A 26,086-nucleotide genomic window follows, 5' to 3' on the forward strand; every position below is an offset into this window, starting at 1 on the left:
TAAGCTCCCTCTCCCCCCCTGTTTTACTCCTCATATTGTTTCAGCGTACCGCTTTCATATTCAAAACAGAAAAAACCTCTCTATTAAAGAAAAATAAATCGTTTTTGTTTATAACTTCACCGCTATCCTAATATTTTTCAGATTCACTGAGCTTTAAATCCCTATTTATTGAATCCGTTTTACCCTTTTAACATAAATTGACGAATGACTATTCATACGTTCTGGTAATTATGATATCATTTTACAGCCATCTCCATGTTCACATTTTTACCCTATTTCCCTGCTATTTCTAATTTTTCTGAATATCTTCTACGCTATATGTTTCTCTTAAAAACCAATCACAAAAGCCCCATGTAAAGAAGTAAAATAAAGACTGCTTCTTTTCTTTTTCAATATTCAAATTGCATAAATTTTAGAAACTTAAGCTAATCTTCTGATACATGAGCACAAATACAACTCTTGTTAAAAAAATGTAACTTGCCAGCAGGTTTTGTACTAATTCATTTTTTTTCGAAAGATTTTAAAGGGGGTCTCAAAGGATCTTCAAAGGCGGTTTTCTGGGCTTTCAAAGACTTTTTTAAAATATTCAAAGAATTTTAAAAGCCTGCTCTCACTTTTACTGTCAAGCTTCGATTTTGACAGTTTTTGACTCTTTTTGGCAATTTTAGGTGTCAAAACCCATTTTAACAAAACACGCATTTCATGCTAAATTTTATACATAAAAACAAAAAATTATTACGTATTCCTACCTAATCCCACCTCTTCCCACTTGATACAAAACCTCATGTTAAACTACACAAAACTTTTTCTACATGAATGCTGCTTATACAAAAAACAACGAAATACACCTTAATTTTTTTCATACCCTAAAATGCAAAACTCCCACAAAAAAAGAAAAGTTTTAGACTTGCCGAGCGTGTTATATCAGCATATATTACATTATGTAACATAATGTTATTCGTAATAATCGATACCACAAAGAACAGGGAGAAGTTCTTATGGCTGATATTATAAAAACCGCCACGCTTTATTCAACATTGATTGTTACCATGAATGCTTTTGTGGTTCTAACTTTCGTGTTGTTGTTATAGTCATATTATGAAGAAGCGAGGAATGTCATTGCTTGTTATCTTTTCGCGCCTATTTTCAATGATAGCCCTTTATCGTACAAGTAAAATACGAAAATATTTCGTTTTAAAGATTTGAAAAAATATCCCACCATTTAGATATAACGATCAATAACCTAGGCGCTCTATAAAGCAGTGACAAATATAAACAATGAGTATAACGTGTTGCAATTTATGAAAAAGAATTCGGACCATGAGCGGATATTCAATTTGTTAAGATATCATCCGAGAAATACACGAGACGTATCTCTTTGCTTTTTATAACAACCTAATAAACAGCCCATATTCTTATGAAACTGGTGAGCGAGATTTAAAACGGAAAATAAATAATCTACTAACCTCTCATATTTTCATAACTCTTTTTGCATGAATCTTTTATCCTGTATGTATTTTAATCCGCACATTCTACTTTGCAGCGTAATTATTCTTTTAGATTGTTTTTTTGCCTTAAAAAATGAAGATTCTTACACCCACTTGCCTATACAGAAATTGATTTCTCTAGGGTGAAAGAGAGCTTTCATAACGTACATACTTCAGCTTCTAAACTCACCAAGAAAGACCTATTTTAATACCCCCCTTAATTTATACTCTTGTTCCATGTAAGAAATAAACGCCACCATCAGTAACATTAATTTTAAGGTATACACGGGTTCTGTTACCACCACCCTAGAGAGCAATACGATGACAGACTATTTGTTTATATCTCTTCCTATAGAAAGGAAAACAACCACAAAACCTATTTTAACTCTCAATAAGGTTTATGACACTTTCTTATGCTTTACATACAATTTTCTATATACTTATACCCTAAGACAGAGAAAACCTCCACAACAGATGGGAGATTTCTCGCTTTTTGAATTCTATCTCTTTTATATTCAAGCCAGAATGATTTCTCTATTACAGAAAAAACATAGCTGGCTTTTATTTATCCATTTTACGACTGTTTTACTGTTCCTCAGACTCAACAGGTTTTGAATCGGATTCATTGAATCCTTCATCTCTTTCTTGCAACATAAGTTCACTCGCAGCTGTTTGTGCATTCTGACAATTCTGAGATGATTTTACAGATGCTTCTGCAGTTTCACATTTTTTAACCCATTTATCGAGTAATGTCTGATCTTTTTTAAAATCTTCTACGCTATGTTCTTTTTTTTTACAACCAACAACAAAAAGAGCTGTGCAAAGAAGCAACGCTGTTATAATAAATTTCTTCATAAATAAATCCCCTTCTACTTTTCGAATTTAAAAAATTTTAATACTATCTCTAATACCCCAAAAGGAGCTCACTAAATGCTTCTCCAGCATTTTTACAATTTTGAGATAACTTCACAGATTCCTTTGACTGTTCACATTTTCTGATTCATTCACTCAATAGCTTTTTATCCTTCTTAAATTCTTCCACACTATAGTTTTTTTTATAACAACCAGAACCAATGAATCCAATACAAAGAAAGAGCATTACTATAATAATTCTGTTCATAAATAAACACCCCTTTTGCCTTTTATATTGATAAAGTTTGAGTATAGTTTTTCAACGCCTATACAAAACTCCATATAGGTTTGTTGAGTATTTTTACAATTTTATATTTCTTTGCAGAAAATGATCTTATCTTCTCTTATTTTTATCTATTCACTGATTAACTTTTTATTTTTATTAAACTTCTTTGACAGGGGCATTTTTTATGAAAACCAGTAACAAAAAATCCACAGCAGAGCGGTGACGATAATGGCTCTGTTTATAGCCTTATCCCTTTTTTGTTTTAAAAACTTCATAACGATATCGTTGTATTTTATAGTATTTTTAAATCTCTATATCGCATTTTTACAATACTTCTTTTTAACGAATATTTTTAACTTCAATATGCGCGTATTCCATTATGATAACCTTTTGCATATGTACTGTTTTTATCTTGGCAAATTTTCAAACAACAAAACAACATATCTTTAATGCATTGATATAATAAAGAAGGCACTAATATTTCTTGCCTAAGATCCCTTCTTTAAATACACCATCATTATAATGATCCATTGCTAAAAATTAAAAATGTTATTGGCTTCATCAATAAAGATGTCCATCTTATAAAATCCTATAATATTGATCCGTATATTTTGTTGTTTGATCACCATACACTCAAACCATCGTATAACATATTAATTTATATACATTTCTCTATTTTGTATTTTGAATGAGAGGACTTAATACTGCAGAATTTTCTCATTCCAAACCTATTCTTAAATCAATTAAGCTACCCCTTGTACATCACAAATGAGGTTGTATGGATAAAACTTAAGAAAAAAATCAAAATGCTTTTAATGAAGCATCTCAATGCAAGAGGGATGCAATATATGAACTGACGAATAGAATGATGGTGCTGGCTCTTACCTTTATAACTATAAAGATGGAGCTCAATGGTTGTATCTCTATATCATTGACGGACGCTGTCGTAAAATGCACATGAGAACATTAATGAATATCTCTAAAACAGGTGAATGTGCAACACAATGGTACTTGTTTTTATGAGAGAAATGCCCTATTAAAAAACATAAAAAATATAAGCGTGAGGCGATGCGTTTCTCTCCATTATTTATAAGATATTCTTATAGAGATTTTTGAAAGTTATCACGTTTCAAGAATGACGATAAAGACGGAAGCTCATTGGTACCTTAACGTCTTTATATTCTTCAAAAATGAAATTGTCTTCCTGTTTCAGAAATTACCCAAACAAATATACGTCATACATCTCCCCCATCTGATCTTCACGAATATGATGCAAAGGATTGCGGCATGCCCCTGTTAAGATAAGGAGACGCAAAGCTCAATATTTTATAGTTGTTGTTTTGCAGAAAAATTGGTAAAAATTTAGCACCTCTCTCCAATTCATAGCTGGTAAGATTTTTTATAACGTCGTTTTCCTAAGAGAGAGCGCTTTTTCCTTTGCTCGTAAATCAACATCCAAACCTCGTGTAGCTGCATATTTAAGACAAAGATTAAAACGCATCAATGCTGTTCGAACAGTTCCAGTTTTTGTATGCCATATAGGAGCAAGAACATTGCGTATTTCTGTTTGTGTAATCTCTGAAACGGGTAGACAACCTAATTTGGGGAGAATATGAAGGCGTAAAGGTGTAAACCAGTTCCCATCTTTTCCATCATTTTTTAATTCAGCTTTACGACTTTCAAAAGCATCTACGGCAATATCTTTTAAATAATGAAGATTGCTTATTGCCTCACGCTTTTGTTTATTGCGTTCTTTAATAGGGTCACGCCCCTCACGTAAAACAGCCCGCCACCTAGTTGCCAATTCACGGGCTTGTTTTAAAGAAACATCTCGCAAGGCACCCAAGCCCATTTCGCGGCGCCGACCGTGAATGGTATAACGATAAAGCCATTGAGCACCACCATCTTTACGTTTGTGAAGAAGCAAGCCGGCACCATCATTATATTTACCAGCTCCCAATGTTGCGACAGCCCTTGCATTAAGACGATTCATAAGAACCATTTTTACTCCTTTCTTGTACAATTTTTACCCACACATCAACCCCGCTTGTGATGTGCAAGTAAGTGGTTTTGATTGATTCAAGATAAACAGATTTGAAATGAGAGAATCCTACGTTATTCGGGGGTCTAATTCAATATGCAAAACAGTGAATTATCATTATAAATCAATATCTTGTATCGGCCATACAAAAGCTATCACAACAGAGAAAAGCTTGAATTACATTAGGACTTGTTTCAGACATACAGCTGTATTGAAATTATAAATTTATAGGCAACAGCAAAAATACACTCTCTCTTAGGCAAACAACGCTATAAAACCATATATACACCAGCGATAAAGCAAAAAGATTATAACGACTTCTTATGCAAAATGGAGTAAAATAATCATCATGACACATCCAGTATTGTATTTAGTTTTTCCTAATGTAATATTTTATAAAAAAACAATAATATCAATCTGCTGATAGAGAAATTTTATATGATCCCACTTTAAAATCTACATTTTTATGTATGATTCAATTGTCCATTTTTTATAAAAATGCCCCCTCCATAAACAGAGCATAAGAAGCAAATTATAATGCCAATGTTACAAAGCATGTAAACATTCAAATGAAATACAAAGCCGCTCTTTATTCATAATAATTCATAGGCTTTATGCTATGTTTGTATCACTCAAAAAATTATATTGTAAAAGATTTAGCTGTTTGCGATTGTGGATAACATCCATTGTACAGGTTTAAAAATCATATCTTGTTTTCATGATTGGTTTTTTAATATGATAATAAAAAATGAAATTACAGTTCTTAAAGTTGAGAAGTGGAAAATACAGAGCTGATAGTATCATCATAACACTGAACGTGTTCAAGATTGCACAAAAGCATTTAAAAGCAAAACCACTTTTAAAGCACTTTCTAAAAATTTAGAAAACAGTAAGCAGATATTATAGAGACAGATCATTACAACGGGAAAAAAGTTGTCACGTTATCTCTTATGAAATTGAAAACCTTTTCATCATATCATTAAAACTATCATAAGTTGTTTTGATAATTACAATTTAAAATACTGCCTCTCAATTTGGAGTGAGTCATCTTAATCCCCTCAAATATCAAGGCAACTCTTTAAAGAAGAGATAAGTAGATCACTTTCAAAAAGGCTGCAATAGTATCATAAATGTATGAGCTTTTTCTTAATTTTTAGACACTGAAGAGGCAATAATAACCACTAGCACTGTTTCCGAGATACCATCAAGCAGCTATGCTGCAGAAGCGGCAATTAAAGCGACAACAGCAGTTACCATGAAAGATTTTATGACAGACTTTATGTTTATACGTTTTGCCCCTCGTTTATTTTGCACAACAATTTTATACAACTGTAAAAAACTGTCTGTAATAAAAGTCATATAGCGGTATAAAACCGAGGGTTAAAAATAAAAGCCCCGTTAAAAACGGGGCTTTTAGAAACTTTACTTTTTACTCATCATGGGATTTTACACCCAAAGAGAATGTGCTTCACACAAAATTAGAATTTGTAAGCAACACCAACGCGGAAATCATTGGTTTTGTAGCTGGTTTTGTCTGCGCCTTTTTCGAAAGCTTTTTTACCGAAGTCTGAGTAACGGTATTCTGCACGTAACAGAACATTGTCCGTCATAGCGAAATCAACACCACCACCAATGGTAAAGCCAACAAATGTTTTTGACTTATTAAATGTTTTAGCATGAGCGATTTCTGCCTCATCACTTCCCGTTACCTTAGTTGTATCGGTACGCTGTAACTGCGCATAGGCAACACCACCAGCAACATAAGGCATAATACGATCAAGAGCTGTAAAACCAACACGTACACGAGTCGCACCAGACCATTTTTCTTTCAGCGCCACACTGTCATTACGTTTGACGCCATCTATAATATTATCTATAGCGTGCCCACCGACATAAGTAGCTTTATTTTCGTTAAGAAATTTCTTGAGCTTATCAACACCGCCGTTTTCGTCTTCAATTTGTGTTGCAGAGATTACTTTTGAATCATCTCTATCCGCCCAAACAGCATCAGTTTCAACACCGAGGATAAGACCACTTCCAAGATCGATATTAGAACCGGCATAAATACCGCCCATGAAACCTGAAAGCTTAGGGGTCAGATTTTTATCTCGTTTATTTTTTCCATCTGCATCAAACATCTCAGCTTTACTTGAGAGGTTTCCAATTTGACCACCGATGTAGAAACCTGTCCAAGAGAATGAAGGGGCCGTGATTACCGCTGGTGCTGTTTCGCGAGGAATGATGACATCAGCAGCCTGTGCTGCAGAAGCGGAAATTAAAGCGACAACAGAAGTTGTTATTAAAGATTTTATTTTCATAGATTTTGCTCCTAATTTGTTTGTACGGCAATAGAACACACTCATGAAAAAAAGTCTGTAGCAAAAATAACACAGTTATACAAAATAGAGGTCCCATTTAACAATGAGACCTCTTAACAGTTTCGTTTTATACAAAACTATTTTCGTTATACAAATCCATAACCTATTGTTATTAAAGATAAATGACTCAATTATCGCTTGCAAATTTCTTTTACAAAACGCAAAATGTGACAGTACCCTTGATGCATAATATTATGAATGTGTGATAATATAGCAACAGATAATCACCAAAAGCGCTGTCGCAAATGAAATTTTTCGTCATTTCGCTGATCATAGATTAAAATTTGTATGCAACCCCCACACGGAAATCATTGGTTTTGTAAGATGTTTCATACTTATCATTCGAGAATTTCTTTTTACCAAAATCTGAATAACGATATTCCGCACGAACAATAAGATGGTTTGTCATGGCTAAATCAACACCTGCTCCAAGCGTATAACCAACCAATGTCTTTGTTTCATCAGACAAATTACCAGAAGCGATAATTTTACCCGAATCTTTTCCTGTTATTGATATCGATGCAATATCTTGAAGCTGTGTATAGGCAATACCACCAGCAACATAAGGCATAAGGCGTTCAGCTGCAAAACCAATGCGTACGCGTGTAGCACCAGCCCATTTTTCTTTAAAAGTGAAACTGTGTGTACGTCTATCACCTTCCTCTATTTTATTATCGCCGATCTTAATACCAGCTTTTTCCAGCATACTATTAATATATCCCACGTGATTTTTAGCAATGAGATACGATTTCCCCGTTTTTATATCATCTTTATCAGCCCAAACAATATCTGTATCAACCCCTAGAATAAGCCCATTACCGAGATCAACATTGGAACCTGCATAAAGACCGCCCGTAAAACCTGATAGTTTCGGCAATAAATCATTAGGTGCAGGAATCGTTTTTCCTTGACTCAAGATATCCATCTTTGTTTTACCAGAAAAACCACCGATCTGACCACCAATGTAAAGGCCTGTCCAAGAAAATGAAGGAGGGGTAACAACAACTGGTGTTACAGGTGCAGGACTAGGGGGAACAATAACATCTGCTGCATGCGCTGCTGATGCTGAAACAAAAGCGAAAGCAGAAGCTGTTACTAACCATTTCATATTCATATTTTCTCTCCATAGCTGAATATTGAACACGCAATTTCATATAGAGCCCGCTCTACAGATATCTGTAGCAAAAATGATACACTCATAAAAAAAACACAAAAGCCCCCTCCTTATACCCTGACATAAAACTGCACGCCCTTTAAGAAATGCAAATTTATAGGCTACATTCATGTACCTCCATCTTATGAAGGCTGCGTTCTTTACGAAAACTCCCAAAGCTCGAACAATACCGTTCTCACCCCCTAAGAAAATTGTGTTTAGACTACCCACCCATGCTTCCTCAAATAGGCACAAATAACACCTCTATCTCTCACCACTCCCTTCCTTATACACAGCATCCTTCCCTCTTAAATCTTCCTTTCACCACCAGTTTCCCTCCTCAATAAAAAATAAATCGTACTTTTCCTCTCAAATTCTCCCCCCTCCTTTAGGCTTTATCCACTCCCGATCATAAAATAATAGACTCTCATATGAGATACCCACTTATTAAAAACTGAGCGGATTTCTTGTAAACAGACTTGGGCGCCCTCGCCCCCGCCCCCAAGGTCCCGGCCCTCTTTTTTTTACAGCGACTAACTTAATAGCCGCTTCTCCCTCAACATCATCAAGACAAGAAAACTTTTTCTGAAAAACATCAGACAAAGCATTACTCACCTCTTCACTCAAAAAAGTCACTTTAGAAGAAACAGCAGAAGATATTTCCTCTACAAGCTGCTTTTGATGTGTTATAAGACTAGCTCCTTGTGCGACAGGAATTGAAGCAAAAGTTGTAAAAGCTGTCACCAAATATGTTATTTTCATAAACTTATCTCCATACAAATATCCATAATGAATTTTATCTAGAGCCTTCTCTTCTAATTTCCATATGAGATGGTATGTTTAATGAATAAAAAGTGCCCCCAAAAAATAAAATCTTCATGGTCTTTGGACTTTTCAAAAAATGAAAATTTTAAAGTTAAGGGAGAAATCGCTTGTACTCAGATAAGAGTAAAATGTACCTCTCAAACCAAGCTCGCATATTGATTTATAATCATCATTTATCTTTTGTATAATGGTGCCATATAATGCAAATGTTGTATTTTTTTCATTTTAAACTTGTTTCTATTTCAATTAAGCTCTCCTCGCTTGTGCATCATAAGCAAGGCTAAAATTTTGATAAAAACTATTTTAACAGAAGCAACTGTCTCTCATAAATCGCCTCAACATAAAAGTTATTGCAATATCGCAAGCAGATAAATCTCATAACACAGCTGATATAAAAATGATGTTGTATAATGGGGAAATCTATTAAGCACCACCGTCTTTACACTTGTGAAAAAAAACATCACCATTCTCTTTGCCACCCTGTGATATTGCGATTGTTTCTATATTGAAGCGATTCATGCAAAGCGTTTGTAGGCTTTCTTTGATCGTTATATATCTATAGATTAATCCCGCTTATTATATACCAGAGAATGTTTTTGATGAATTCAACATAAACAGTTTTAAAATGAGAGATACATTATTTGAATCTTGCATTCGATATACAAAGTCTATGAATTAACACGCATAAATCAATACACTATCTCATTCACTTTATATTACTTGATAGACTCCCCATGAAATGGGCTTTTAAAAGAATTTTTTAAACAATTACATCAATTTTTAATATAATGATATCTTCTGCTTTATGAGGAGTACGCCCCCCCTAAAGAATACGATATATAAATGTAAAATCGTATACTATCTTCATGCTTCAAAATGATATTGAAAGCCTTAAAAGTACTGCGCCTCACGTGCCTAATGCAATACAAACCGTTGAGAGCAACTTGTAAGGTAAAGCTTCTAAGCAATATTACAACCTATTTTTCTACGCATACTTTCTAAATCATATGTCTCTCTTTTTATACAACTTAAAATAAAGGTGGCAACCAATACACAAAAAACTGTATCCACCAACATACTTTGATTATGCAATCTGTAACTTCAATCATACGCATTATACAAAAGCATTTTATAAAAGAAACTCAACCAAGAAAGAAATAAAAAATGCCCACATATCATGGGCATCCTGTTCTATTATATCAATAATTTTTCTTCATCTGCTCTAAAACAGTCCTTTAAAGCTCAGCTATGTGCGAAAATATCAACATCTGACCATCCCAAAAGATCCAGTCTCGCTCTCATAGGCAGAAACTGGAAACATGCTTTTGCAACATCTTCCCGTTCTTCTCGTCTTAAGCGTTCTTCAAATATATCTTTTAAACGGTGCAAATATAAAACATCTGACGCAGCATATTCAATTTGTGCACGTGATAAAGTATCAGCAGCCCAATCAGAAGATTGCTGTTGCTTAGAAATATTCACATTGAGCAACTCACTACAAATTTCCTTTAATCCATGACGATCTGTGTAAGTACGTGTGAGTTTTGAAGCAATTTTTGTACAAAAAACCACATCTGGCATCACACCAAAGGTATGTGCTAAAATAGCAAGATCAAAACGCCCAAAATGGAATATTTTAGTAATTGCTTTATCTTCAAGAAGTTTAACCAAATTTGGAGCACTTTTTTGTCCTTTAGCAATCTGTACAATGTCAGAGGAACCATCCCCAGAGGAAAGCTGAACGACACATAAACGATCACGGTGCGGTTGCAGCCCTAAAGTTTCAGTATCAATCGCAACCGCATCAACTTGATAATTGTCTAAGTTTGGTAAATCACCTTGATGAACACGAATCTCAGTCATTTACTCTCCTATTTGCTAGAACTTCTAAAACACGCGCCCAAGAACGCTGCCCCTTATGAAATGATTTCAAATTATATTTTTCATTAGGTGAATGAATGCGGTCATCAGCCAATGCAAAACCAACCAAAACAGTTTCCATATCAAGAATTGACTGAAAATCTCCAACAATTGGAATCGACCCCCCCATGGCTGTTAATACAGCAGGATTGCTCCACTCTTGCGATAAAGCATCCTGCGCCGACTTTATGAAAGGTGAATCGTAGGAAAGCTGTATCGCCGGAGAAGCACCATGCTCCTTAAATGCAACACTACAGTCATCAGGAACCAAGCTGCGCACATAATCACGAAAAGCTTGGCGTATTTTCTCTGGATCTTGCTTATGCACTAAACGGAAAGATACTTTTGCGCTCGCCTGAGAAGCAATCACCGTTTTAATTCCTTCTCCCTCATAGCCACCACTAATACCATTAATTTCCGCTGTAGGACGCGCCCATGTACATTCTAAAATGCTCCGCCCTTTTTCGCCAGAAGGAATAGAAAGACCTATAGGACCAAGAAAATTTTCAGCCGTACAATTAAGCTCTTTCCACGACTGTAGAATATGAGGAGGTGTTTCTTCTACGCCATCATAAAAACCAGGAAGTGTTATCCTATTATTTTCATCATGAAGCCCTGCTAAAATCTTAGCTAAAATATGAATGGGATTGGCTGCAGCTCCCCCAAAATAACCAGAATGCAAATCACAATTAGCCGCTGTAATAATGACCTCTTCCCCCAGAATTCCTCGAAGAGAAACTGCAACAGATGGTGTATCCGTATCCCACATTGATGTATCACAAACCAATGCGCAATCAGCCTTAAGCTCATCCTTATTTGCTTTCAAAAAAGGAACAAGAGAAGAAGAACCACTTTCTTCTTCACCCTCAAATAGAACAGTTACTTTAACAGGAAGCTGCCCTGTCTTTTCCTTAAAGGCACGGCATGCTTCAACAAATGTCATAAGCTGACCTTTGTCATCTGAAGCTCCACGAGCACAAATAACTTTCTCGCCTTCTCTTTCTTTTAGAGAAGGGGAAAATGGATCATCCTCCCATAAACTTAAAGGATCAACCGGTTGAACATCATAATGTCCATAAAATAACACATGCAAACAATCATCTGAAGGCCCCGGATGATGCCCAACGACCATTGGATGACCTGGCGTATCACGGCGGGAAGCCTCAAAGCCTATAGTTTTTAAATCCTCTACTAGCCAATCAGCTGCTTTACGGCACTCACCTTTATAAGCTGAGTCAGTCGAAATCGATTGAAAACGTAAAAGAGAAAAAAGACGTTCAAGGCTCTTTTCTATATTCTCATCAAGATGTGTTAATACTTTATTTAGCATAAAAAAACCTCCCAATCCTTCTCTCATTATAAACTTTATGTAATGATAGAGACGACTTTAAGCCTCTTGTAAGATTTTGCAAGACACCTTATTTATTTTTGACATTGTGGACAGTAAAAACTCGACCGCCCAGACTGCAAAATGCGTACAATAAGCGTTCTACATTGCAAACATTCCTTGCCTTCTCGCCCATAAACAGAAAAAACATGTTGAAAATAACCAAGCGAACCATCTACATGCATATAATCCCGTAAAGAAGCCCCACCAGACAAAATCGCTTCAGAAATAACATCGCGTATATTCTGCGCTAAAGAATCTGCAGACTCACGCGCATGCGCGGTTTTCAATGCTAATGTAAATGCCCCACGTTGTGGGGATAAGCGGCTGCGCCAAAGCGCTTCACATACATAAATATTTCCAAGCCCAGCAACAACAGACTGATTAAGCAAAGCGCCTTTAAGTGATGTCTTCTTATTAGCAAAAGTCTCTTGTAAATAACGACCAGAAAACCTATTACTCATAGGCTCTGGTCCTAATTTCTTCAAAAGAGAATGCTCATAAAGCGCATTTGTATCGATTAAAAGTATAAATCCAAAACGACGCGTATCATTATAAGTAAGACGATAAACCTTCCCATCCTTTGCTTGAACATTCATAACAAAATGATCATGCTTAGAAAATTTCTCTGTAAAAGAAGAGTTTTTTCTTAAAAGACCATCCTCTATACGCCATGATCCTGACATTCCCAAATGACTTAAAATCGTCTCATTCTGCGAAAGATGAAATAATAAATATTTCGCACGCCGACCAAGTTCAGTAATTGAACTTCCCGTAAGCCGTTCACGCAACTCCTTAGGAAAAGGAAAACGTAAATCTTTACGGTTAAGCGTAACAGATAGTATCTTTGCGCCTGTTACAAGCGGCTCCAATCCACGACGAACCGTTTCTACTTCAGGAAGCTCAGGCATCTATCTTCTTATCATCATGAATGCACTTTACCAATAAACTACCAACAAAAAATATTAAGCCCACTCACCTTTACGAAATACAGGAACCTTTGTGCCGTCTTGCATAATGCCATCTATATTAATATCACTGGATCCAATCATCCAATCAATATGAATCACGCTTTTATTACCACCACGTGCAGAAATTTCATCTGCCGTTAACGACGCTCCATCTAAAAAACATTTGGAATAACACTGCCCTAAAGCAATATGACACGCAGCATTTTCATCAAATAATGTATTATAAAAGAGAAGATCACTCTTAGAAATTGGTGAAGAATGCGGAACAAGAGCAACTTCACCCAATCGACTTGCCCCCTCATCACTTTGCAAAACTTGTTGCAGCACTTCCTGACCTGCCGAAGCACGCGCATCAACAATACGTCCCGCTTCAAATCTCACCTCAATATTATCAATCAGCGTTCCTTGATAAGAAAGTGGCTTCGTTGAACGGACAAAACCTTCAACCTTATGAGCATGCGGAGTCGTGAATACTTCTTCTGTCGGAATATTAGGATTGCAAACAACACCATTTTGAGCAACTGATGCACCACCATGCCATTCATGCTCATCTGCCAAGCCAACCATTAGATCTGTTCCAGGACCTTTAAAATGCAGAGCAGAAAAACGCTGATCATTAAGCCAAGATGACCGTTTCTTCAAAGTCGCATTATGCGTAGCCCATGCTTGTACTGCATCTTCTTCTGTAACACGTGAAGCAGAAAAAATGGCATTAGCCAACTTCTTAATTGCCTCATCAAGCGGCAAGGAAGGGAACACAGCTTCAGCCCACCCCGCTGTTGGATAAGCAACAATTGACCAGTTTATAGCAAAGTTTGATATTTTCTTGAGAGCAGGCTGATAAGCCATTGAAGTAGCTTTATTTAAACGCGCAACCTTATCAAGATCTTGATTAGAAAGCAGTAAAGGATTATCACCAACAATAGCTAAACGCGCAGCTCCATTTTCAAATGCCTTTGCCATTCCCTCATACAACCAAGAAGGCGCGCGATCAAAACTAGCAGTATGTGCATTTTCAAACCGTGCCAGCGATAACATATCATCACTAAAAAGTGGCGTAATCATACCAGCACCAACTTTATAAGCATGATATGCAATACGGCGAACAAAAGGAAGAGCTGAAGCTGGAGCAGTTAAAATCAGATCCTGCCCCTCTTGTAAATTCAACCCAACTTTTACTGTAATCTCCGCAAGACGATTAAGCATTTCGGGAGAAACGGCATCTTGAATATCAAAGTACATGGCCAATATCCTTCTTTATCTTTAACTTTTAAAAATTACCGGCTTCTGTACCGCTTCTCTAATATTGCAACAACTGCGTTCAACTGATCTGATGAAGGTATGGCATAAGCCATAATTGTTTTGTTTTCCTCTGTCTGCTCTATACGATGCGGCGAAGATGTCGGAATAGGAACTTTATTAAGTTTTACTGTAAAAAAAGATGAGGAAGGCATCTGCTTCATCTGCGCTACTTGTATCGATGAAGATGTACTTTGCCTTTCTTCTGTTTTTATTCCTTTATTGTCCACACCTGTATCCATGAAACTTGGAACATTGCCAGAGCGTTCTTGCGCATAAGCATAAGCAACGTCATAAGGGCGATCATTTGTTGGAACCTGAAGAGATCCATCGCGTGAGCGCTTTTCATAAAAGGCATTCCCTCCTGCAACACGAACATAGTGCATATTTTTATACGGAAAAGATAAACCAGCAGTGTGAAAAAACTTAGCGTTTTTAACTTTCTTATCCCGTTTGCCACGTAAAACAGCATCAGCCGCCTCTCTAGCACGAGCAACAGATGCTGGCTCTGTCATAGGACGCGTTAAAACACCGGGAGCAAACTGCTTGTATTGCCCCACAACACCACAAATTGTTTTGGGATATGCCGTTGAATTAACACGATTCATAACAACCGTTCCAACAGCAATCATTCCTTCACGACTTGTACGATTTGATTCAAAATACATAGCACGTATAAGGCATTGGCGCTCGGTCAGAGGATAATTCACAGCCTCTTTTTTCTTACTATTTACTTCACCAGAAACGAAGCGATTTGCAGAGCAGCCCACAATAACAAATGGTACTAAAAAGCAAGAAATAAAAAAAATCCAACAACTTTTCTTCATTTTATACAACACATCCCCGTCTCTTTGAAGTATTCAATAGCGTTTTAAACGTATCTTCAAAAAAGTACACAGCCAATTGGTACCACTTAGTAAAATTTTAATACAAGTAGCAATTAAAAGACATTTATGCAAAATAAAAAATAAAAAACTCTTAATTTACAAATCAATATTATCATCATTCATAGCTAAATATAAACACATAATATGACTCCTTACACCTCAACCGCAACAAAATATCCGCTAAAAAACCTCTAAAAACTCTACAAACAAAAAGGCTTGGATACTAAATCGCCTACATTAATATTGAAGGAACCACTCAGAAAAAACTATCGCCAAAATAATTAAGTAAACAATATCTTGTAACTGTATAAAATACAGATGCAAAGTCTGCAATATTCTCTCTTCATTACTTCTTTGTACAGATCCGTAAATACAGCTTTTATCCTTCTCTTGCAACCACAATGCAAAAAAACGCTCATAACGAATTTACTTGATACATTTAAAAAATTTTTAATGTATTTTCTTTTCACCTATTCCAACCTTATAGGTAAGATCATCACGTGGACGATCGGAAGACATATGATAACCCGTAATGATATAATGGAGCATTTCCGCAATATTGGTCACATGATCACCAATGCGTTCAATATTTTTTAAACAAAAAAGTAAGTGCGTACAAACTGTAATATTGTGCGTATCGTCCATCATATAAGTCAAAAGTTCACAGAAAAGAGAAGTATATAAAGTATCAATTTTACCATCACGCTCACGGACTGCATCAACACGTTCTAATACACGACTCGTGTAAGCACTCAATACCTCCTTCAACTGATTGAGGGCTAAAGCTGTAATCTTTTCAAGCCCGTGATAAAAAGTAGCCGGTTGGCGTGTTTCTGAAATGGCTATTGTTCGCTTTGCAATATTTTTTGCCATATCCCCAATTCGCTCAAGATCAGAAGAAATACGAATGGCACCAATAATTTCGCGCAAATCAACGGCCATGGGTTGACGTTTACAAATAATAGTAACCGCTTTTTCATCAATATCACGCTCGACTGCATCTAAAAACAAGTCATCAGAAATCACTGTTGTCGCCAGTTGAAGATCACTACACACAATGGATTCAACAGAACGCTCAATCATTTTTTCAGCATGGCTCCCCATTTCTGTGATCCTTGCCTGTAAATATTTTAGCTCTGCATCATAAGAACGAACAATATGATTCATAGATATAATTTATACTCCTCAATTCACCTATCCAAAACGCCCCGTAATATAATCTTGCGTACGTTGTTCTTTTGGTGAGGTGAAGATCATTTCAGTCGCACCAACTTCGACCAAGTGCCCCAAATGAAACATAGCCGTATATTGAGAAACGCGTGCTGCCTGTTGCATAGAATGTGTTACAATAACAATTGTATAATTTTGCCGTAATGCATCAATAAGCTCTTCAATACGTGCTGTTGCAATAGGATCAAGGGCCGAACAAGGCTCATCCATCAAAATCACTTCAGGACTGACCGCAATAGCACGTGCAATACATAAACGCTGCTGTTGCCCTCCTGATAAACTTGTACCTGCTTCATGAAGCCGATCTTTCACTTCTTCAAATAACCCTGCCTGCCTCAAACTCCTTTCAACCACATCATGTAACTCAGAACGCGATTTAACCAAACCATGAATACGTGGACCATAAGCAACATTCTCAAATATAGACTTTGGAAAAGGACTAGGCTTTTGGAATACCATACCAACACGGGCACGCAGCTCTACAACATCAATCCGCGAGTCATAAATATTTTGCCCATCCAAGGTAATAAGACCCGTTATTTTAGCCCCCTCAATTGTATCATTCATGCGATTAAAACAACGTAAAAAAGTTGACTTTCCACAACCTGAAGGCCCTATCAAAGCCGTAACTTTATGTTCAGGAATATCAAGACTAATACCATGAAGAGCCTCTTTTTCCCCATAAAAAACCTTTACATCCTGACCACGCATTTTAATTTTCATGACAAAAACTCACCTAACTTTTAAAAATAAGCCTTATCGAAATTACGAACGTCGCTCAAATCGTCGACGTAAAAAAACAGCAGAAATATTCATAAGCGCAAGGAAAATCATTAAAACAATGATTGCCCCTGATGTTTTTTCAACAAAAGCACGCTCCGCTTCATTCGCCCACATAAAAATTTGAACAGGTAAAGCTGTTGCTGGATCCAAAGGTGTCGCAGGAATATTGACAACAAAAGCGACCATTCCGATCAAAAGCAGAGGCGCAGTCTCGCCCAGAGCTTGGGCCACACCAATAATCGTACCCGTCAAAATACCAGGCGCGGCTAAAGGAATAATATGATGAAAAACCATTTGTGTTTTTGATGCTCCCAACCCTAAAGCGGCAGCACGAATAGAGGGAGGAACAGCACGCAAAGCAGAACGTGTTGCGATAATAATCGTTGGGAGCGTCATCAGGGACAAAACAAGCCCACCAACAAAAGAAGCTGAACGTGGTAACCCAAAAAAATTAACAAAAACGGAAAGCCCTAAAAGACCAAAAACAATCGAAGGAACAGCCGCAAGATTATTGATATTAACTTCAATAAAATCTGTAAATTTGTTTTTTCGTGCATATTCTTCTAAATAAAGAGCCGTTGCTATCCCTATTGGGAGTGAAATCACGAAAACGATAGCGATCATATAAAGAGAACCAATTATTGCAACACCCAATCCTGCCATCTCGGGGCGACTTGAAGCACCAAATGTAAAAAAACCGAAATTAAATGTTTTATAAAGGGTACCATCACTGGCTAAACGTCTCATCCATTCTACTTGACGATTAGAAACTTTGCGATTTTTTTCTGCTACCTGTAAATCAATCTGTCCCTTGTAAGCAGAATCAAGATCTGCAGCCGCTAAAACCTTGATTTTTTGCGTTGTTCCAATCAATTTTGGATTCTGTGTTACCATTTCACGAAGTTGAACACGTACGCCGCTTGAAAACATACGATTAACATCCCGTAACGATGCTCTATCATTTTTATCTATATTAAGCTTTTTTGCCAAAGCATTTCGTACAAGCAGCGGGTAATTAGCTGTTATGAGTACCTGTGGATTTTTTTCACATTGACCATTTGGATCAATAACCTTCTCATCTAAATAAACCGATAATGTCATTTCACTCTGAAAAAAAGCAGTATAACCTTGACTTATGATAGACCATAAAAGTGCCAATAAAAAAAATAAACCAATAAAAATAGCAATGAGACCATAAGCTCGGAAACGACGCTCAGCCCAATATCGACGTTTGAGGACAATACTGCGGCGTTGTGAAAAAAAATCTTCATTCATTCATATTGTTCCCGATATTTACGCACAATGTAAAGAGCAAGAATATTCATCAAAAGAGTCATAACAAAGAGTGTCATTCCTAAAGCAAAAGCAACAAGAGTTTGAGGAGAATTAAACTCAAAATCACCTGTTAATTGATTCACAATCTTAACCGTCATTGTGGTCATTGCTTCAAATGGATTCAACGTTAAGTTTGCTGCAACACCCGCTGCCAAAACAACAATCATTGTCTCTCCAATTGCACGTGATGCCGTCAACAAAATCGCTCCCATAATCCCTGGAAGAGCTGCTGGTATTACCACTTTCTTAATCGTTTCAGATTGCGTTGCTCCTAAACCATAAGATCCTTCGCGTAAAATGCGCGGAACAGCTGTTATAACATCATCCGACAAAGAGGAAACAAAAGGGATCAACATAATCCCCATTACAACTCCAGCCGTTAAAACGCTTTGCGCCATAATAAAACTGACACCACCAGAAAGAGAAACAGAAAGATCACGTAAAAAAGGTCCAACGACTTTCAAAGCAAAAAAGCCATAAACAATGGTTGGAATACCAGCAAGCACCTCCAACAATGGCTTCACAATTGATCGTAATCGAACAGAAGCATATTCTGCCATATAAAGAGCTGAAAATAATCCGATAGGAACAGCAAAAAGCATAGCAACAAATGCAATATAAAGCGTGCCTGCAAGGAGCGGTATGAGACCAAATTGTCCCACATTACCCCCCGAACCGCTCGCTGAAAAACGAGGATCCCACACTGTTCCTAAAAAGAAGTTTGAAAAAGGTACAGATTGAAAAAAACTCATTGTTTGAAAAAATAAGGAAAGTGCAATAGCTACTGTCGTTAAAATGGCCACGATAGAGGCGCCAGCCAACCCACTGACAATTAAATACTCAACCTTATTACGTGCACGTTGACGCGGGGAAGTTTGCATGACACCACAAATCAAACTACAAACTGCAATAACAAAAAGAAAAATATAACCAAAAAAATGTAACTTTTCAGAAGAGTGAATCCATGATTGTGCTATCCTTAACACATCATCTGATACTCCATGGGGCAAAAAAAATCCTTTTGCTAATAACTGTGCGCGTACATCTTCATACGACGCAGAAGCAAGATCCCCTTCAAAGTGATCCATCATTTTGACCATATTTCGAACAGTTGCTAAAATAAGATCATGATTTATAAGCTCTGCCGCCTGTGCGCTGTATAGCTCAACCTCTCGAGAAGCCCTATACTCTAAATAAATCGTACTCCCACTATCCCAAAAAATTAAAAAAATAACGGCTGGAATAACAGTCATTAACAATGTCCACCAACCGTAATAATAAGCACGAGAATGCATTTTATATTGTGCATACTCAAGATAGCAAGCCCGCATATAAGAAATACAAAACCCTACAAAACCAAGAAGCAATAAGAAAAAAAGAACAAGGGGAATGCGCATATTGTCTTTCGATTTTTATAAAAAGGAGTATCTAAAACCTCTACACTGCAAATCCAGAAAATTATTGAACAGTCATCACTCTACCAGAGGAAAAAGCAGAACGTTGCGCTTGGCGCTCCTTTTCAGAAGCAACGACCAGACCATATTCAGCTAATGGACTATCTGGACCAATCATTTGATCAGAAAGGAAAAAATTAACATATTCCCGCAAACCTGGCACAATATCTAAATGTGCTTTCTTAACATAGAAAAAAAGTGGACGAGAAACTGGATACCCACCACTGGAAATTGTCTCAACAGTTGGTAAAAAACCATTAATCTTTGCAACTTTTAATTTATCAGCATTATTTTGATAAAAAGATAAACCAAACACACCAATTCCTGTTTTATTGGAAGTCAAACGTGCCAATGTTTCAGAATAATCACCATCAATATCAACCGCCTTACCATCTTTACGCACAGAAATACATGCAGCATGTATCGTTTTATCATCCATTCCTAAAGCTTTCATTTCCTCAACTGCTCCACTGGCTTTACAGCCTATAGCAAGCAATTTTTCTTCAAAGACTTCGCGTGTTCCATGCTTTTCTCCAGGAATATACATTTCTATCGCCCCATCAGGAAAAGCACTATTGATCGCGCTCCATTTCGAAACATTATTGGGCTGTAGCTTTCCATCTTTCATAACCCGAGCAGCAAGTGCCCTATAAAGATCTACTGGTCGCAACTTCCAATCAAAACCGTTTATATCTGTTGCAAAGACAATCCCATCATATCCAATACGTATTTCCTCAACATCTTTTACACCAGCTTCAAAACAAGAGAGCAATTCACTTGACTTCATTGCCCGTGAAGCATTCACAATATCAATTGTGTTCTCCCCAACACCACGACAAAACTCTTTAATACCAGCTCCTGTTCCTCCGGATTCGATAACTGGAACTTTAAAGTGCGGATAAATTTCTCCAAATGTTTCAGCAACAATTTTTTGATAAGGTAAAACTGTAGATGAACCAGCAATTTGAATCTGTTCACGTGCATGACCAACATTAACGGAAAAAAGTGCTACAAAAAACAGTGCCACTCCACCTGCTAACACTTTGCTCATCTATCATCTCCTTAAAAATTGAGCTAAGATAGCCCCCCTCATATCATACATAATCTGAATTGTAATTCACATTTTCAGCATAGAAAATAATAAATAAAGCATCATTGACAACTTTTCTAGCTAAACAACGTTTTCATTATTTATTTAAACAAATTTCATTTGAACGCTTGCTCTCTACAATATCCCAGAAAAGATGTGCAATATCTACACCACCAAAGCGTTTAATTTCACGAACTCCAGTCGGAGATGTTACATTAATTTCTGTTATATAATCTCCAATCACATCAATTCCCACAAGAACAAGACCACGTTTCTTTAGAATTGGGCCAATGCGTTCACAAATTTCATAATCACGTTTTGTTAAATCGGTATTTTCCGCTCGACCTCCAACATGCATATTAGAGCGAACCTCTGTTTCTGCAACAACCCTATTAATTGCACCAACAGGAGCACCATCAAGTAAAATAATCCTCTTATCTCCTTTTCTCACTGCATCTAAATAACGCTGAATAATAAAAGGCTCACGATACATTTGTGCAAACATTTCTAAAAGCGATGTCAGGTTGCGATCACCCTGTTTCAAATGAAAAACACCAGCTCCCCCATTGCCATAAAGTGGTTTCACGATAATATCACCAAATGTGGCTTTAAAATCCATTATTTCTTCAACATCCTTCGTAATTAATGTCTCTGGCATTAAATCAGGAAATTCAGTGACAAAAATTTTTTCTGGACTGTTACGCACCCATGCCGGATCATTTACAATGAGGGTCTTTGGATGAATACGTTCTAACAAATGTGTTGCAGTAATATAATTGAGATCAAAGGGGGGATCTTGGCGTAAAAGAACCACATCCATATCACTCAATTGTGTACGAATAGACTGTCCTAACTTATAATGATTCCCTTCTTCATCATGTACTATCAATGGCTCTAATCGTGTAATTATACAACCATCACACATAGATAAACGATCCGGTGTATAATGAAAAAGAGAGTGCCCACGTTCTTGCGCGCTTAAAGCAAGCGCAAATGTCGTATCTCCTTGAATGCGAAGAGTTGAAATATGATCCATTTGAATAGCAATTTTCATCAAAAAAACCTCCCTATACTACAAAATAGACTAGTTTATGCACGACAAACTTAGTAAATAATAAAAGAACTATGACAAGAGAAAGCCTATGATACAAGAAGCGGATACAAAATTAAGTAAAGAAGAAATCGAACGCTATACACGCCACATTATTTTGCCTGAAATTGGTGGTGCAGGACAACAAAAGCTCAAAGCAGCACGCGTTCTGGTTGTTGGCGCTGGTGGTCTTGGTTCTCCTGTCCTCACCTATTTAGCTGCCGCAGGTGTTGGTACCCTTGGAATTATTGATAATGATACCGTTTCATTATCTAATTTACAACGCCAAATTATTCATAAAACCAATGCAATTAATCAATTCAAAACGGATAGCGCTAAAGCTTCGATACAAGCAATAAACCCTAATGTTATGGTTGAAACACATAATATACGCTTGGATGAAAATAATGTAGATCCACTTCTCAACGCCTACCACATCATTATTGATGGAAGTGATAATTTTGCTACACGCTATTTGCTTGCTGATCATGCTGCTCAATGCAAAAAGCCTTTAATAAGTGGCGCTGTGGGACGTTTTGATGGTTCACTGACTGTGCTCATGCCTTATAAAGATAATAACCCTCACTATCGTGATATTTTCCCTAATCCACCAGCTCCTGGAACTTTCTCGACATGTGCTGAAAGTGGAATCATTGGTATTCTGCCAGGAGTTATCGGGACACTCCAAGCAATGGAAGCTCTTAAGCTTATTACAAATATTGGCGAACCGTTGGTGGGAAAAATTCTTCTTTATAATGGCTTATCAGCGCAATTTAATACCATTTCCTATAAACGATCAGATTCCAGTGTAAATACAGTCATCGATGAACCTTAAATATTAAGAGTTCTGGAGACAAGAAAAAATACAATAAGCAAAATTATGCTCAACTATTTCCTTACTCCATACACTTCCTTCATAGGGAAGCATCGTGATAACTTTTAAACCTTGTCTCATAAAGTGATAACTTAAATGATACTTTCGTTGCCAATGAACATAAAAGGGCTCATACTCCTTTACCATGCAAGTATTGATTTATAATGGCAAGCTTCCTTTGCATATATTAAAGCTAAGAGTTTCGGATACCACAGAATTCTCTCATTGCAAATCTATGCGCATTGAATCAATTTCCCCTGCTTACCTATGTGTGCAACGCATTGATTTATAATGATAATTCACTGTTTTGCATATTGAATGAGAATCCCGAATAACGTAGGATTCTCTCATTTCAAACCTGCTTATCTTGAATCAATCAAAACCACTTATTTGCACATAACAAGTGGGATGAATGTGTGGATAAAAACGAAGAAAGAAAGCACTAAAAAGATCCCTTATGAAAAACTTTGCTGTAAAAGCTATCGCAACTCCCCACGAGCTAGAAAATATGATGATGACAGCTTACTTCTCCATAAGCATACAGATGTTGGTGCACAATGGCTTTTGCACTACACCATTTACAAACAGCATTATGAGATAGATTAAAAAATATTGAGTTGAGATAACACATTTTAAAATAAGTATGTGAATATACAACACAATGGCATCACAATAGCGCCCTATTTTAAATGAGAGACGGCCCCTTAAATGTCAAAAATGAAAGCGTGAAGCAATGTAACAAAGTCAAAAACTGAAAAGCCATCTATTGAAGAAATATTCAGATTTTTTTGTAAAATACTCTGTAAAAAATGGGCATAACATATTTGGCTTTGTGCATCTGATTATCATAAGTATTCGCACATTATCCCCCACATCATATTTATAAAGATCAAACTGAAGGTGATGCGTAGACTTTCTACACATTCATACCCAAAAAAAACATTGCTTCCTTACGCATAAAAAACGTTGAAAATAGTTACATGTGAGTGACACATTATCTTTGTCCACTAGAAAACTTATGTGAATAGGATAGAAATAAGACCAACCTCATGCAAGGCTTCAATATATCGATGACCTTCTCTTTTTTATATCTTTAAAACTTCTGATAACACCTCTTCTTTCCTATTCTTGAATAAAAGTAAGGCTGCAGTTTTTTAACATGAGAAAGCATATTCGGTAAGATAACACAAATGGAACATGATAAAATTCTGTATGATTTCAGTACGCTCCATTCAATAATGGATGATATAGAAAGGTTTTTGATAGTATATGACCTTACTTCATGAGACAGACTGACTATGGTTATTTTCCTCATCTAGAAGACTTTAGAAGCGCTCATTTTTCAATTGTATTTTTCACGTAATTTTTTTCAGAATAGATTTACCAGAATGTTTCATCCATCTCATGATGACCAATCCACACATGAAAAAAGTTACCGTTGGTAGTATAAGGTAATAAGACGATGAAATTTTTGCAGGAAGAAAAGAAATAACACTTAATACCGCTACAGAAAATATTCTTCCGCTAAAAGATACTGCACCAACAATGCCGGAAATATGTTGAGTTTGTTCTTTCTTAAGTTCAGAGAAAAACAAACTTTTTGCGCCTATCGGTACCGTACAAATAAACCCATGAATTAACGAGAAGGCAATCACTGACGCAGCGGTGTGATGACTATAAACGAAAAAATAAAGTGCAACGCACATAAAGGCAGAAAAGAGCGAAAAATATTGCGCTGAAAAGGCTCCAATATGGCAAAACATTAACACCAACATCTGTGTGCTATCGAGGTGATCAATTTGCTATCTGAGAGTATGATTGGTTGCCAAAAGTGATAAATAACTTGAATCCCAGCACTGAACAGACACATCAGTAGAATAAACCATGCTCCTCCCATGGTATTTTGAAAAATCCAGAGGGTTTCTTTAGCATTTTGCACAATCGTTTTTGTTTTTATCCCTTCGCTCTCCGACTTTTTTTCTTCAGGAACAACAAGGAATATTAAAAAAATGATACCCATCATCAAGCATGAAATGATATATCCTATGAAGTATTGTCCAGAATAGTAGATCGTTGCAATTCCTACGATACCACTGATAATGCTACCGAAAGAGTTTATCTGGTGAGAGAGATGGGCATAATGCGAAAAACGATCCTGTTTGTTGTCTAGAGAATGGTAAATCCAACCATCAATGGCGCTAGCAATAAGACAAATTCCCGCCGCATAAATAATTTGTGCAATGATAAGTGCCATCATATTGGGAGCTTGAAGGGATAGAGGATAAAACAATCCCGTCATAAAGACACCAGCCGTGACTGAGTATTTACGCCAATATCTATCAGCTAAAACAGCACAGGGAAAATCAAAAAGCAAAACAGTTACCGAAAAAGCGACTTGAAGCAGCGCTAATTGGGACAGAATAACCCCCCCATAGACATTAAAAATGTCGCATGGTAGACACCAATAAGCATGCCTACTGCGTGATAAGATCCATAGGTTACGGCGAGTATTCGAGGACTGTTCATTATTCTGTTCCAAAAACTTTACAATATTTTTTAAGTAACGCTCTTCTGTGAAAAGTTTGCTACTCCGTATCTCTACACAATGATCAGTGGAAAGCTGAATGTGATAACCGCCCAAGAATTTAAGAGCATCTTTGACACACATTGCTGCCCAGAGAACCTTAACGAGTGGAAATATCACAGTTTTGAAATTATTATTGATAACAGTGCAGTCATCTTGG

General features: G+C 36.7%; 18 protein-coding genes and 2 pseudogenes. 1 reads left to right on the forward strand and 19 read right to left on the reverse strand.

The annotated features are described in order from the left end of the window. Positions 1-2,072 precede the first annotated feature (2,072 nt). The 18 genes and pseudogenes from ABID23_RS03900 to gshB form a co-directional block, all read right to left on the reverse strand. Complete coding sequence (locus ABID23_RS03900; protein ID WP_354189537.1) at positions 2,073-2,342, reverse strand: EexN family lipoprotein; 270 nt, start codon at positions 2,340-2,342, stop codon at positions 2,073-2,075. A 145-nt stretch (positions 2,343-2,487) separates the two neighbouring features. Beyond that, complete coding sequence (locus tag ABID23_RS03905; RefSeq protein WP_354189540.1) at positions 2,488-2,607, reverse strand: EexN family lipoprotein; 120 nt, start codon at positions 2,605-2,607, stop codon at positions 2,488-2,490. A 1,249-nt stretch (positions 2,608-3,856) separates the two neighbouring features. Further along, a pseudogene (locus ABID23_RS03910) lies at positions 3,857-4,627 on the reverse strand (tyrosine-type recombinase/integrase); the annotation flags it as partial. 1,251 nt (positions 4,628-5,878) lie between these two features. Further along, positions 5,879-6,025, reverse strand: coding sequence for a hypothetical protein (locus ABID23_RS03915; protein ID WP_354189542.1), 147 nt, complete (start codon positions 6,023-6,025; stop codon positions 5,879-5,881). Between the two features lie 119 nt (positions 6,026-6,144). Then, a complete protein-coding gene (locus ABID23_RS03920) occupies positions 6,145-6,984 on the reverse strand; it encodes a porin (RefSeq protein WP_354189616.1) in 840 nt (279 codons plus the stop codon). Positions 6,985-7,321: 337 nt separating this feature from the next. Continuing rightward, complete coding sequence (locus ABID23_RS03925; RefSeq protein ID WP_354189544.1) at positions 7,322-8,158, reverse strand: outer membrane protein; 837 nt, start codon at positions 8,156-8,158, stop codon at positions 7,322-7,324. 486 nt (positions 8,159-8,644) lie between these two features. Then, positions 8,645-8,959 carry a hypothetical protein gene (locus tag ABID23_RS03930; RefSeq protein WP_354189546.1) on the reverse strand — a complete coding sequence of 105 codons (315 nt, stop codon included), beginning with the start codon at positions 8,957-8,959 and terminating at the stop codon, positions 8,645-8,647. Positions 8,960-10,264: 1,305 nt separating this feature from the next. Further along, a complete protein-coding gene (locus ABID23_RS03935; RefSeq protein WP_354189548.1) occupies positions 10,265-10,885 on the reverse strand; it encodes a ribonuclease D in 621 nt (206 codons plus the stop codon). Continuing rightward, positions 10,878-12,272, reverse strand: coding sequence for a M20/M25/M40 family metallo-hydrolase (locus tag ABID23_RS03940; protein WP_354189550.1), 1,395 nt, complete (start codon positions 12,270-12,272; stop codon positions 10,878-10,880). The genes ABID23_RS03935 and ABID23_RS03940 overlap by 8 nt, the downstream gene beginning before the upstream one ends. 92 nt (positions 12,273-12,364) lie before the next feature. Then, positions 12,365-13,240, reverse strand: coding sequence for a bifunctional DNA-formamidopyrimidine glycosylase/DNA-(apurinic or apyrimidinic site) lyase (mutM, locus tag ABID23_RS03945; protein WP_354189552.1), 876 nt, complete (start codon positions 13,238-13,240; stop codon positions 12,365-12,367). 54 nt (positions 13,241-13,294) lie between these two features. Further along, positions 13,295-14,542, reverse strand: coding sequence for an aminopeptidase (locus ABID23_RS03950; RefSeq protein WP_354189554.1), 1,248 nt, complete (start codon positions 14,540-14,542; stop codon positions 13,295-13,297). A gap of 35 nt (positions 14,543-14,577) precedes the next feature. Beyond that, a complete protein-coding gene (locus ABID23_RS03955) occupies positions 14,578-15,426 on the reverse strand; it encodes a cell wall hydrolase (protein WP_354189556.1) in 849 nt (282 codons plus the stop codon). A 510-nt stretch (positions 15,427-15,936) separates the two neighbouring features. Further along, positions 15,937-16,659, reverse strand: a complete 723-nt coding sequence (phoU, locus tag ABID23_RS03960; RefSeq protein ID WP_354189618.1) for a phosphate signaling complex protein PhoU — start codon at positions 16,657-16,659, stop codon at positions 15,937-15,939. Between the two features lie 21 nt (positions 16,660-16,680). After that, a complete protein-coding gene (gene pstB / locus ABID23_RS03965) occupies positions 16,681-17,439 on the reverse strand; it encodes a phosphate ABC transporter ATP-binding protein PstB (RefSeq protein ID WP_354189558.1) in 759 nt (252 codons plus the stop codon). A 42-nt stretch (positions 17,440-17,481) separates the two neighbouring features. Continuing rightward, entirely contained in the window at positions 17,482-18,774 is a 1,293-nt protein-coding gene (gene pstA, locus ABID23_RS03970; RefSeq protein WP_354189560.1) for a phosphate ABC transporter permease PstA, read from the reverse strand. After that, complete coding sequence (pstC, locus tag ABID23_RS03975; protein WP_354189561.1) at positions 18,771-20,231, reverse strand: phosphate ABC transporter permease subunit PstC; 1,461 nt, start codon at positions 20,229-20,231, stop codon at positions 18,771-18,773. Before pstC ends, pstA begins: the two co-directional genes overlap by 4 nt. A 61-nt stretch (positions 20,232-20,292) precedes the next feature. Further along, positions 20,293-21,339 carry a substrate-binding domain-containing protein gene (locus tag ABID23_RS03980; RefSeq protein ID WP_354189562.1) on the reverse strand — a complete coding sequence of 349 codons (1,047 nt, stop codon included), beginning with the start codon at positions 21,337-21,339 and terminating at the stop codon, positions 20,293-20,295. Between the two features lie 136 nt (positions 21,340-21,475). Continuing rightward, the gene (gshB, locus tag ABID23_RS03985; protein WP_354189564.1) at positions 21,476-22,432 is read right to left on the reverse strand and encodes a glutathione synthase; all 957 of its coding nucleotides are present in this window, start codon (positions 22,430-22,432) and stop codon (positions 21,476-21,478) included. An 88-nt stretch (positions 22,433-22,520) separates the two neighbouring features. Between gshB and ABID23_RS03990 the strand changes: the two genes are divergently transcribed. Continuing rightward, positions 22,521-23,303, forward strand: coding sequence for a molybdopterin-synthase adenylyltransferase MoeB (locus ABID23_RS03990; protein WP_354189566.1), 783 nt, complete (start codon positions 22,521-22,523; stop codon positions 23,301-23,303). 1,394 nt (positions 23,304-24,697) lie between these two features. Here ABID23_RS03990 and ABID23_RS03995 read toward each other — a convergent pair. Next, positions 24,698-25,868: pseudogene (locus ABID23_RS03995) on the reverse strand (MFS transporter). Positions 25,869-26,086 lie beyond the last annotated feature (218 nt).

The sequence above is a fragment of the Bartonella silvatica genome (assembly GCF_040545155.1).
Classification (GTDB): Bacteria; Pseudomonadota; Alphaproteobacteria; order Rhizobiales; family Rhizobiaceae; genus Bartonella; species Bartonella silvatica.